Origin of the sequence: Pontixanthobacter sp. CEM42 (assembly GCF_017812015.1) — a bacterium.
GTDB lineage: Bacteria > Pseudomonadota > Alphaproteobacteria > Sphingomonadales > Sphingomonadaceae > Pontixanthobacter.
Map to the genome: position 1 here is coordinate 553,193 of NZ_JADQTN010000002.1, position 11,866 is coordinate 565,058.

An 11,866-nucleotide genomic window follows, 5' to 3' on the forward strand; every position below is an offset into this window, starting at 1 on the left:
GCACTCCCGTGGACACGCAAGGCGAGCCTCAATTGCCCGAACCCCAATTGGCTGAACCAAAGCGGACGCATCCGCTGAGTTTTGCGGTCAAAGCGGTCAACGGGCTGCAAAATGCGATCTTCCCGATGGTCGCGGGGTTCTTTGCTCTGCGTGATCAATCTTGGGCGATTTTTGGCGCGATCGGCATTGGCATCGCGATTGCCGCGATCACAGCCGGCTTGTCCTATTTCTCATGGCGCCGCTTCACCTACACAGTCGGCGCAACCGATATTCGCGTTGAAAGCGGGATATTGTCACGCGCCGCTCGCTCGGTTCCATTTGAGCGGATTCAGGACGTCAGCCTGGAGCAGGCTCTTATCCCGCGCCTCTTGGGATTGGTGCAGGTGCGCTTTGAGACCGGAGCAGGCGGGAAGGACGAGCTCGCGCTCAATTATCTCGCCGAGGCCGAGGGGGAACGTCTTCGCGAAGTCGTAAAGGCACGCAAAGATGGCATCAGCGAAGAGGTTGCAGAGGGCGACGGCGAGGCCCGCGTGGAAGAGCCCGCCGAAACGCTGTTCGCGATGGATGAGAAGCGGCTTTTCACCTTCGGCGTATTTGAGTTCTCGCTGGCCGTATTCGCGGTGGTTGCGGGTCTATTCCAATATGTCGAAACCTTCGCATCCATTGAACTGTGGAATCTGGATTTCTGGTCAGACTCCTTGGCAGGACCGGGCAGCTGGGTTTCGAACCTTGGGCTTGTAGGTCAGATTATCGGCGCGATTGCCGGGCTGATCACATTTGTGATCTTGGGATCAGTGACCGGGCTAGTGCGGACATTTCTGCGCGATTGGGGCTTCCGGCTTGAGCGGACCGACAAGGGCTTCCGCCGTCGCCGCGGGCTGCTGACCAAAACCGATGTCGTAATGCCGATTCACCGCGTTCAGGCGCTCAAAATAACGACCGGTTTTATCCGTCGCCGCTTTGGTTGGCACGGATTGAAAGTCGTGAGTCTGGCGCAGGATAGCGGCGCTGCGAGCCATGATGTCGCGCCCTTCGCTAAAGTAGATGAGCTCCGCCCGATTGCTGATGCATCAGGTTTTGCGCTCGACCCGTCAGAAGGCAGCGAATGGCATCGTGGCAGTAAAAAATACCGCTTCGATAGCGCGCTTATCGAGCTTGCTGTGTTTGTGTTTATTGCTGCCGGTGTCGCAACCGGATTGACGATTAGCGGTGCCGCCTCGCCGGCATTTGCTTCAATTGCACTTGTTGCGGGGGTGTTGTTTGCGTTGAGGCAAATGTTCCTGTGGCGCTTTGATTTTAACGCGCTGGGTGCGCGCTATTTCTTTGTGAAACAGGGATGGTTGGCACCGAAGCTGGATGTCGCGTCGCGGATAAAACTGCAATCGGTCGAGATCGCGCAAGGTCCGATTTCCAAGCGTCGCGGCTATGCCACATTGAAACTCGGCCTGGCTGGCGGGACGCTTGAAGTTGAGGGCTTGCCCGTTGAGCGTGCATATGAACTTCGCTCAGCGATCTTGAGCAGCATTGCCCAAACGGACTTTTCCGAACTTGCGGGCTAGTTTGTTGAGCCTCAATCGCCGGCGGTCGCATTCGCTCCCTTAGGCTTTCGCGCTAGCCGCGCGTCGCCCGGTCGGGCTCTGGCTGCCGCGACCAAGCTTCAGACACGAAGGTCTGACCATTCGGGATTCCGCTCGAACTTCTTCGCGACATAGGAGCATTGCGGGACGATTTTGAAATCGTGCTCGCGCGCGTCTTCTACCAGCGCATCGACCAAAGCGGCTGCAACACCGCGGCCGCCAATTTCGCGCGGGACCAGCGTATGTTCTGCCACGCGGGCACCATTGCGGAGCACCCAAGTCAGACGGCCAATCGCATCGGTACCTTCAATATGTGCGTGATATTCGCCGCTTGCGTCCTCTTCATGCCGCGTAATTGTCAGTCCTTCGATTGTCATGCTTTTGCCCCTGAGCAGATTGGCGAACAGTTTGGATAGTCTTGCACTCAACGCATTGTGGCGTAAGGGCGTTCCACTATGAGCGCCACAATGCAATTCCTCTCCGACAACGCCGCTTCGGTTCATCCGGCGCTATGGGATGCGATGAAAGCGGCGGATGCGCCGGATTCGCCTTATGATGGCGATGCGGTTTCGCAGCGGCTCGATGCTGCCTTCAGTGAGGTTTTCGGGCGTGAGTGCGCGGTTCTGTGGGTGGCGACAGGGACGGCTGCAAACTGCCTCGCTCTGTCTACGATGGTACAGCCGCATGGCGGTGTCGTTTGCCACCGTGAAGCACATATCGAAATGGACGAAGGCGGAGCACCGGGCTTCTACCTGCATGGCGCGAAGTTGCTTCTTGCAGAGGGCGAAAGCGCGAAACTGACGCCGGAGAATATTCGTGCAGTGATCGACCCGATCCGCGACGATGTGCATCAGGTTCAACCAAAGGCAATCTCGATTACGCAGGCGAGCGAATATGGCTGCGCCTACAGCCCTGACCAAATCGCGGCGATTGCCGAACTGGCGAAAGAGCGCGGGTTAGGACTGCATATGGACGGGGCGCGCTTTGCCAATGCCTGTGCGTTTCTGGGTGGTTCAGCAGCTGATGCAGCGGGTCCGGTTGATGCGCTAAGTTTTGGCTGCGTCAAAAATGGCGGGATGAGTGCCGAAGCGATTGTGTTCTTCGATACCGGCCTAGCCGATGTCGCGCGCTATCGCCGCAAGAGAGCCGGGCATTTGCAGAGCAAAGGCCGCTATCTCGCGGCGCAATTACTGGCGATGTTGGATGGCGGTCTATGGCTCGACAATGCGCGCGCAGCCAATGGCGCGGCGCAGGAGATTGCCAGCGTGGCGGGTGAGCGCCTGATGCATCCGGTCGAAGCGAACGAGATTTTCCTTAGCTGTACATCTGAAGAGCGCGAAGCACTCCGCAGCCAGAATTTCGATTTCTACGATTGGGGCGATGATGCCGCGCGGCTCGTGACGGCATGGAACACGCCGCAAGAACATGCGACTTTGTTAGCCAAGGCTATCGCGGCTCTATGACCCCACCCGAATCCGAAGCCAATTCGGGCGACAACCCGCACACATTGCTGCGGCCGCAGATCGCGCTGCCGTTTGTTCTGGTGGCGCTGATTTGGGGTTCGACATGGTATGTCATCACCGGCCAGATCGGCGATGTTCCGGCAAGCTGGTCGATTGCATGGCGGTTCGCCTTGGCTACTCCGGCGATGTTCATCATTGCACTGGCGATGCGCAAAAGCCTGAAGATCGGAAAGGCGGGGCATATGCTCGCGCTGATGATCGGGCTGTTCCAGTTCTGCCTGAATTTCAACTTCGTCTATCGCGCTGAATTGCATCTGACATCGGGCGTAGTCGCGGTAATGTTTGGCCTTCTGATGGTGCCAAATGTGTTCTTCGGTCGCGTATTCTTGGGGCAGCGCGTGACTGGGCGCTTCATCGCGGGCAGCATGGTGGCGCTCGCCGGGATTAGTATGCTGCTACTGCATGAGGCGCGTTTGTCGCCGCTTGGCGGCAATGTTGGGCTGGGCGTGTTGCTGGCGATTGGTGGGATTCTGGCGGCATCGGTCGCCAATGTTATTCAGGCCAATGAGACGGGTGCGAAACTGCCAATGGTCAGCCTGCTATCATGGTCGTTGCTATACGGCACGATCATTGACTTTGCATTGGCGTGGTTCACCGCTGGTCCGCCAGTATTTCCGGATCGCTGGCAATATTGGGCCGGGATCGCTTGGCTCGGCCTTGCCGGTTCGGTCGTCACCTTCCCGCTTTACTACACCATCGTTCGGCAGATAGGGGCGGGCCGCGCAGCCTATAACAGTATACTGGTGATTACCGTCGCAATGCTGATTTCGACTGTCATCGAGGGCTATCAGTGGTCTTGGCTGGCGGGCGGCGGCGCAGTGCTCGCGCTATCGGGAATGGTCTTGGCGCTGCGCGCGCGGAAGAGTTAGAGCAGACTGCGAAGGCCCGAGCGGTAGTCTGGATATTGCGGCTGCCAGCCAAGCACGCGCTTGGCTTTGCCATTCGCCACACGGCGGTTTTCGGAATAAAATCCCAACGCCATTTTGGAGAGGTTGGCATCCGCCAGTGTTTGCAGCGGTGGAGGTTCGGCACCCATCAAACGGCAGGCCTCCTCAATCACAACATTCTGCGGAGCAGGCAGATCGTCGGAAAGATTATACGCGCCCGCCGGTCCATCGAGCCCGGCTAGCACCCCCGACGCGATATCATCGACATGGACGCGGCTGAATATCTGTCCGGGCAAATCAATCCGCTTGGCCTTGCCTTCCTGCACGCGATCATATGCGCTGCGACTGGGTCCATAGATGCCCGGCAAGCGGAAAACCCTCGCGCCTTTGGCCAGCCATCTTTGATCGCATTCGGCCCGTGCCGTCCGGCGTCCGGCGCCAACCGGGGCGGTCTCATCGACCCACGCGCCTTGTGTATCGCCATACACTCCGGTGGATGACAAATACCCGATCCAGTCTTGCGTGATGTCGTGTCCGTAACGACCAAGAACGGGATCGCTGCCATCCGACGGCGGCACGGATGACAAAACATGGCTGGCGCGCGTCAACGCATCACGGACGGCGGAGCCATCGGTAAAGTCGACATCACCTGCGCTGCCCGTGGCCTCAACCACCCAGCCTCTCGACCGCAGCGCCTCGGCGATTCGCGAAGCGGTGTAGCCTAGGCCAAAAATGAACATATGTGCCATCAGCGCGTTCTAGGCACTGGACGCGCAAAAGAAAGGCCCTAGATCACCACTTATGGATATTGCACGCACCCCCGATGAAAATCCCGAAATGGCTGACGCTGCGATCGAGCCGAAACAGCCGCCGGTTATTTACCGCAAAGACTACAAGCCCTTTCCTTGGCTGGTGCCGGCGACACGGTTGCACTTTGATCTGTGCGCCGAGCGCACGCGCATTACCGCAACATTGCAGGTTGAACGCAATCCGGCGGCGGATGCCTCGCCAACACTACTGCTGAATGGCGATGGATTGACTCCACTGTCGGTTCGTGTGGATGGTGCAGAGGCCGATAAATGGGCGATGGATGGCGATAATTTGCAGCTGACCCTAACCGGCGACGTGCATGAAATAGAGATCGTCACGGAAATCGATCCATCGGCGAACACGCAATTAATGGGCCTCTATGCCTCGAACGGAATGCTTTGCACGCAATGTGAGGCGGAAGGGTTCCGTAGGATCACATTCTTCCCCGACCGGCCCGACGTTCTCTCGACCTATACTGTGACAATGACTGGCTCGAAGGCCGAATTTCCCGTGCTGCTGTCGAACGGCAATAAGGCGGCTGAAGGCGAGAACGACGACGGCACACATTGGGCGGAATGGCATGATCCGTGGCCCAAACCGTCTTATCTGTTTGCTTTGGTTGCCGGCGATCTGGTCGTGAACACAGACAGTTTTATCACCATGTCTGGCAAGAAAGTCGATTTGGCGATTTATGTCCGTGACGGCGATTTGGATCGTACCGGCCATGCGATGCGCTCACTCATCAAATCGATGGAATGGGACGAGCAGACCTTCGGGCGCGAATATGATCTCGATGTGTTCAACATCGTTGCGGTTAGTGATTTCAATATGGGGGCCATGGAGAATAAAGGCCTGAATGTCTTCAACACCAAATATGTGTTGGCCGACCCGGAAACAGCGACCGATGGTGACTTTGACGGCGTCGAAGGCGTTATTGCGCATGAGTATTTTCACAATTGGTCGGGCAACCGGATCACTTGTCAGGACTGGTTCCAACTGAGCTTGAAAGAGGGCTTTACCGTTCTGCGCGACCAGCTGTTCAGTCAGGATATGCAAGGCGAGGCGGTAAAACGGATTGAGGATGTGCGGATCTTGCGGTCGGCACAGTTTCCCGAAGATTCGGGTCCGCTCGCGCATCCGATCCGGCCTGACAGCTTTCGTGAAATCTCCAATTTCTACACCGCGACGGTTTACAACAAGGGCGCGGAAGTCATCCGGATGATGCGCACAATGTGCGGTCCAGAGGCGTTTCGTAAGGGCACGGACCTGTATTTCGATCGCCACGATGGTGAGGCTGCGACATGCGAGGACTTCATCGCTGCGATGGAAGATGGCGCGGGTCTCGATCTGAAGCAATTTCGCCTGTGGTATTCGCAAGCGGGCACACCCAAGGTCGTTGTCGATCTGGCGCATCAAGGCACAATTGCGACGCTGACCTTGCGGCAAACTGTTCCCGCGACACCGGATCGGCCGGGCAAGAAGCCGATGCCGATTCCCGTCAAGATCGCTTTGTTCGATCGCAACACTGGCGCACATGCTGGCGAGCAATTGATTGTTCTGAAAACCGAAGAGCAGAGCTTCGACTTTGATGGCTTTGCCGGTAAGCCGGTCCTCTCGATCAATCGCGGTTTCTCTGCTCCGGTTACAATCGAACGCGAGATTGCCGATGAGGATCTGGTGTTCCTCGCCGCCAAGGATGATGATCCGTTCGCGCGCTATGAGGCGATGCAGGATCTTGTCGTCGGACATTTGACTACGGCATCCGGCAATGGCTTGGATGATGTATCGCGTGAAGCGGGACGCCTGGCAATCGCGCGAGCGTTCGAGGCGGTCCTGACCGACGAAACGCTCGACGATTCGATGCGCGGTGAGTTGATGATGCTTCCGGGGCTGACCTATTTGATGGAGCAGCAATTGGTTGCTGATCCGTCGCGTATTCATGCGGAGCGCGAGGGATTGAAGGCGTGGCTGGGCGCCCGTTTTGAGGAACGGCTTGCCACCTTACATCAGCGGCTTGCCGACGTGCCTTACGATCAAGAGGCTGCTTCGCGCGGCGCGCGGAAAGTTAAAACACAGGCGTTGGTTTATCTGGCGGCTGGCAATCCGGGGTGTGCTTCGAAAATGGCTGCGGCACAATATGACGCGGCGGACAATATGACCGATCGTCAAGGCGCCTTGATGGTGCTCACCGGCCTCGGCACTGCCGCGCGGACGGACAAGCTGATCCATTTCCACCGGCGCTATGCTAATAATGAGCTAGTGGTCGACAAATGGTTTGCGCTGCAGGCGTCTTCGCTTCATCCGAACGCGATTGAACATGTAAAGGCGCTGGCGGAGCATAAGGATTTCACCATCCGCAATCCGAACCGAGTGCGCTCCCTTTACATGGCGTTTGCAGCCAATCCGCATGCTTTCCACGCCGCTAATGGCGAGGGGTATCGCTTGATTGCTGACCTCATTCTGGAACTTGATCCTATCAATCCGCAAACGGCTGCGCGCTTTGTCCCGCCGTTGGGGCGTTGGCGCAGGATCGAGCCCGCGCGGGCAGCAATGATGCGCGGCGAGCTCGAGCGAATAAAGGCCGCCGACAATCTCTCGCGCGATACGTTTGAACAGGTCACCCGATCCCTTGGCTGAGGTCGATGTCGTTCGCGCGGGGTGCCTAGAAGGAATCGCACACGGCTTTCTGGGTCGCCAAGGCGGTGTTTCGACCGGCGCGATTGCTGGCTTAAATGTCGGCGTCGGGGCTGATGACGATGACGCTGCGGTCACAGAGAATCGGAAACGCGCGGTCGCCGCAGTTTTACCCGATGCTAAGCTGGTATCGCTCTATCAAGTACATTCGCCAACGGCGGTCATCGTAAACCAACCTTGGGACTTTGCCGAGCGCCCTAAAGCTGACGCTGTCGTCACAAAGACGCCAGGACTATTGCTCGGTATCGTAACCGCAGACTGTGCACCCGTCCTGTTCGCTGATCACGAAGCGAGAGTCATCGGAGCGGCCCATGCGGGTTGGCGTGGCGCGCATAGTGGCGTGATAGAAGCCACAATTGAGGCGATGGCGGGCTTGGGTGCCAAGGCCGGTCGAATCTGCGCTTCTATTGGCCCATGCATCTCCCAAGCGAGCTACGAAGTCGATGACGGTTTTCGTGCACAATTCTCGGCCGCAGATGACCAATTCTTCGAGCCAGGGAAACGGGGGCATCACCAATTTGATCTAGAAGCCTATGTTGCTTCACGGCTCGCGGAGGCCGGTGTCCGCGTGATCGAACCACTCGGGTTGGACACATACTCCAACGAAGAACGATACTATTCCTTCCGGCGTGCCACGCATCGCGATGAGTTGACCTACGGTCGGCAGTTCAGCTTGATCGGCATAGCTGAATAGCGCGCGCGTTGCATTCATTGCGCGAAACTGAATAGATAGTGCCAAAAAGGCAGTTGGCAGGGCGGCCAATCACCGCTATCAGCGCGCCCAAACCGGCGTTAGCGGGCTGCCTTTGCGCATTCGCTATCTGACCGTGAAACGGGGCTATTTTCGTGGAGCGGGCTGGTAATTCAGTATTTGCGCGGCATTCGGTGCGGCGCAGTTGCAGGGCAAGGTAAGCGAATGGCTGATACGACTGGCACAGCGACCCCCGATACCGCCATGGATCATGGCGAAGATGGTGTCCGGCGGCGTGACTTTATCAATATCGCTGCGGTAAGTGCGGCAGGCGTTGGTGGCGCTTCGGTTCTGATTCCTTTGATAAGCCAAATGGCTCCGTCGCAAGATGTGCTCGCTGAAAGCAGCACTGAAGTCGATGTGAGCGCGATTGAGCCGGGCCAGGCGATCAAAGCAATTTTCCGCAAGCAGCCATTGTTCGTGAAACGTCTGACCGATGAAGAAATCGAGGCGGCTAACGCAGTTGCTGTCGATAGTCTCCGCGATGCGCAGTCGCTCAATGATCGCACGCTAGAGGGCCATCGCGATATTCTGGTGACGATGGGCGTCTGTACTCACCTTGGTTGTGTGCCTTTGGGCGCTGCTGAAGGTGAAGTTAAGGGTGAATATGGCGGCTATTTCTGCCCATGCCATGGTTCCCACTACGACACGGCTGGCCGCATCCGCAAAGGACCTGCACCGACCAACCTCGAAGTGCCGGAATATGCATTCACCTCTGAAACCGTCATCCAAGTCGGGTAAGTGAGAAGAGAAACGATATGAGTTTTCCCTGGGCCCGCGAATATCAGCCAACCAATGGCTTGATGAAATTCTTTGACGAGAAGCTTCCGCTTCCCCGTCTGGTCTACAACGCAGTCGGTGCTGGTTATCCGGTTCCGCGTAACCTCAGCTATTTCTGGAATTTCGGCGTTCTCGCCGGTTTCTTCCTGATGGTCCAGATCGTCACCGGCGTTGTGCTGGCGATGCATTATGCGGCCAATTCGGAAGTGGCCTTCTTCCAGGTCGAGCACATTATGCGCGACGTGAACTGGGGTTGGCTGATGCGCTACGCGCATGCCAATGGCGCGCACTTCTTCTTCATTGTGGTTTACTTCCACATCTTCCGCGGACTGTTCTACAGTTCGTATAAAGCGCCGCGTGAGATGATCTGGCTGCTGGGTGTGGTTATCTTCCTGCTAATGATGGCAACCGCCTTCATGGGCTATGTGCTGCCTTGGGGCCAAATGAGCTTCTGGGGCGCGAAGGTTATTACCGGACTATTCGGGGCTATCCCGCTGGTTGGTGAGCCGCTGCAGGTGTGGCTGGTCGGCGGTTATGCGCCCGACAATGCTGCCCTGAACCGCTTCTTCAGCCTTCACTTCTTGCTGCCATTCGTGATCCTGGGCGTCGTGATCCTGCACGTGTGGGCACTGCACATCCCGGGTTCCTCGAACCCCACCGGTGTCGAAGTGAAGAAAGAAAGCGATACACTGCCTTTCCACCCGTATTACACTGCGAAGGATGGTTTCGGACTGGGCGTCGCGCTCATCCTCTATCTCGGTCTCGTGTTCTTCCTGCCGAACATTCTGGGTCACCCCGATAACTATATCGAGGCTAACCCGCTGGCGACGCCGGCGCATATTCTGCCCGAATGGTACTTCTTCCCGTTCTACGCGATCCTGCGTGCGTTCACTGTGGACTTCATCCTGTCGGCCAAGCTTTGGGGCGTCCTCGCAATGTTCGCGTCGATCCTGGTATGGTTCTTCCTGCCATGGCTTGATAAATCGCCGGTACGCTCGGGCCATTATCGCCCGATGTTCCGCAAGTTCTTCTGGTTCGGCCTGATCCCGTGCATGGTTGTGCTGTTCATTTGTGGCGGCGCGCCGGCTGAAGAGCCCTATGTGATGCTCAGCCAGATCGCGACTGCATATTACTTCCTGCACTTCCTAGTGTTCCTGCCGCTGATTTCTTCGATCGAGAAGCCCGAGCCGCTTCCTTATTCGATTACAGAAGCGGTCTTGGGAACCGACGAAGACGCCAAGCTACCCGCATCCGATGCGGCCAAGGCCTGAGGACGAGAGAGAGAACAGATCATGATCCGTATTGGTGGTTTCTTAATCGGCATCGGCTTCACTGTCGTCGTCCTGTGGTCCTTCGCTGTTGGCGCGTATAATTTCGCGACCGAAGAGAAGGTGGGCGCAGCCGAGTATGAATTTCATAAAAAACCGAAGGACGTCTCTTTCGAGCATGACGGCGCCTTTGGTAAGTGGGATACTGCGCAATTGCAGCGTGGCTATCAGGTGTACAAAGAGGTCTGTGCCGCTTGTCACTCGCTGAAATTCGTTGCGTTCCGCGATCTCGCAGATCTCGGTTACAATGAAGATGAAGTGAAAGCTCTGGCAGCTGAGTGGACCGTACCGGGTATCGATCAGGACACTGGCGAAGCGATTACGCGTCCGGGCACTCCGGTTGATTATTTCCCATCGCCATATCCGAATGACATCGCGGCTGCGGCAGGCAATAACAATGCAATCCCGCCGGACCTTTCTCTGATGACCAAGGCTCGTGCTAACGGCACTGCCTATGTCTACTCTCTGCTCACCGGGTACGGTGAACCATCAGAAGAGCTGAAAGCAAAGTACCCCGATTTCTCGACCCCTCCGGGCCTGAGCTTCAACGAGTACTTCCCTAATCTCAATCTCGCGATGGCGCAGCCAATCGTGATTGACGATCAAGTCACCTACGCAGATGGCACGGCGGCGACCGTGGATCAGATGTCGAAAGACGTATCCGCGTTCCTTGCTTGGACCGCTGAGCCGACTTTGATTGAACGCAAGCAAAGTGGTTGGCCTGTTTTGGGCTTCCTGCTGTTCGCGACGATCCTCGCTTTCTTTGCCAAGAAACAGATCTGGTCGGCTGCGAAGCCTAAGAAGGCCGAGTAACGATCACATCGACTCATATGAACACCATCCGCCCCGCGCATCCACTCGATGCGCGGGGCGTTTCGTTTGAGGTATACGCATGACACCTGATGCATTGAAAGAACTGGTCCGTACGGTCCCAGACTTTCCGGAGGCCGGGATCCAGTTCCGTGATATTACGACGTTGATCGGTAATGGTCCCGGATTGGCGGCAACAGTCAATTATCTGGTCGAGATGGCTCGAAATGCCGGGGCGGAAGCAATTGCGGGGATGGAAGCACGCGGCTTTATCTTCGGCGCCGCTGTCGCGGTCGAACTGGAGCTGCCTTTCATCCCGGTGCGTAAGCCGGGCAAGCTTCCGGTAGACACTATTGGCGTCGATTATGCGCTCGAATACGGCACTGACCGGTTGGAGATCGACCCCACATCGATCGCTGATGGTCAGAGAATTGTGATCGTTGATGATCTGATTGCGACTGGCGGAACGGCGCAGGCGGCGGTGCAATTGCTGCGTATGGCCGGCGGTAAAGTCGATGATGCCTTATTTGTGATCGACCTGCCCGACTTGGGCGGCGCGGCAAAGCTCGCGGGAGCGGATGTGAGCGTGTCGGCTCTGATGCAATTCGGAGGTGATTGATTTCTATAAAGAATTGACTCGCTTTCGAGATAGGAATCGCCGCATAAGCATTAGCCGAGTGAATGAAGCTTTGGCGGGGACCTGCAT

11 protein-coding genes are annotated in these 11,866 nt (G+C 57.1%); 9 read left to right on the forward strand and 2 right to left on the reverse strand.

What is annotated here, in order from left to right; genetic code table 11:
- The first annotated feature begins 8 nt into the window (after positions 1-8).
- Positions 9-1,559, forward strand: coding sequence for a PH domain-containing protein (locus J9777_RS12670; protein WP_348632000.1), 1,551 nt, complete (start codon positions 9-11; stop codon positions 1,557-1,559).
- Between the two features lie 98 nt (positions 1,560-1,657).
- Here the strand turns inward: J9777_RS12670 and J9777_RS12675 are convergent, their stop codons facing one another.
- On the reverse strand, positions 1,658-1,948 hold the full coding sequence (locus J9777_RS12675; RefSeq protein ID WP_209349571.1) for a GNAT family N-acetyltransferase: 291 nt from the start codon (positions 1,946-1,948) through the stop codon (positions 1,658-1,660).
- A gap of 96 nt (positions 1,949-2,044) precedes the next feature.
- Here J9777_RS12675 and J9777_RS12680 point away from each other — a divergent pair, with 96 nt between their 5' ends.
- Both J9777_RS12680 and J9777_RS12685 read left to right on the forward strand, forming a co-directional pair.
- On the forward strand, positions 2,045-3,040 hold the full coding sequence (locus J9777_RS12680; protein WP_209349572.1) for a beta-eliminating lyase-related protein: 996 nt from the start codon (positions 2,045-2,047) through the stop codon (positions 3,038-3,040).
- On the forward strand, positions 3,037-3,969 hold the full coding sequence (locus tag J9777_RS12685) for a DMT family transporter (protein ID WP_209349176.1): 933 nt from the start codon (positions 3,037-3,039) through the stop codon (positions 3,967-3,969). The genes J9777_RS12680 and J9777_RS12685 overlap by 4 nt, the downstream gene beginning before the upstream one ends.
- Here the strand turns inward: J9777_RS12685 and J9777_RS12690 are convergent.
- A complete protein-coding gene (locus J9777_RS12690; RefSeq protein WP_209349177.1) occupies positions 3,966-4,736 on the reverse strand; it encodes an SDR family NAD(P)-dependent oxidoreductase in 771 nt (256 codons plus the stop codon). The two genes, J9777_RS12685 and J9777_RS12690, sit on opposite strands and share 4 nt — an antisense overlap.
- Positions 4,737-4,788: 52 nt before the next feature.
- Between J9777_RS12690 and pepN the strand changes: the two genes are divergently transcribed.
- The 6 genes from pepN to J9777_RS12720 all read left to right on the forward strand — a co-directional run bounded on the left by pepN (position 4,789) and on the right by J9777_RS12720 (position 11,779).
- Positions 4,789-7,434: an aminopeptidase N gene (gene pepN, locus J9777_RS12695; protein WP_209349178.1), complete on the forward strand. Its 2,646-nt coding sequence runs from the start codon at positions 4,789-4,791 to the stop codon at positions 7,432-7,434.
- Positions 7,427-8,185, forward strand: coding sequence for a peptidoglycan editing factor PgeF (gene pgeF, locus J9777_RS12700; protein ID WP_209349179.1), 759 nt, complete (start codon positions 7,427-7,429; stop codon positions 8,183-8,185). Before pepN ends, pgeF begins: the two co-directional genes overlap by 8 nt.
- 222 nt (positions 8,186-8,407) lie before the next feature.
- The gene (gene petA / locus J9777_RS12705; protein ID WP_209349180.1) at positions 8,408-8,983 is read left to right on the forward strand and encodes a ubiquinol-cytochrome c reductase iron-sulfur subunit; all 576 of its coding nucleotides are present in this window, start codon (positions 8,408-8,410) and stop codon (positions 8,981-8,983) included.
- Between the two features lie 17 nt (positions 8,984-9,000).
- Positions 9,001-10,293: a cytochrome b/b6 gene (locus J9777_RS12710; protein WP_209349181.1), complete on the forward strand. Its 1,293-nt coding sequence runs from the start codon at positions 9,001-9,003 to the stop codon at positions 10,291-10,293.
- Positions 10,294-10,314: 21 nt separating this feature from the next.
- Entirely contained in the window at positions 10,315-11,163 is an 849-nt protein-coding gene (locus tag J9777_RS12715) for a cytochrome c1 (RefSeq protein WP_209349182.1), read from the forward strand.
- Between the two features lie 79 nt (positions 11,164-11,242).
- Positions 11,243-11,779 carry an adenine phosphoribosyltransferase gene (locus tag J9777_RS12720; RefSeq protein WP_209349183.1) on the forward strand — a complete coding sequence of 179 codons (537 nt, stop codon included), beginning with the start codon at positions 11,243-11,245 and terminating at the stop codon, positions 11,777-11,779.
- Positions 11,780-11,866: the final 87 nt, after the last annotated feature.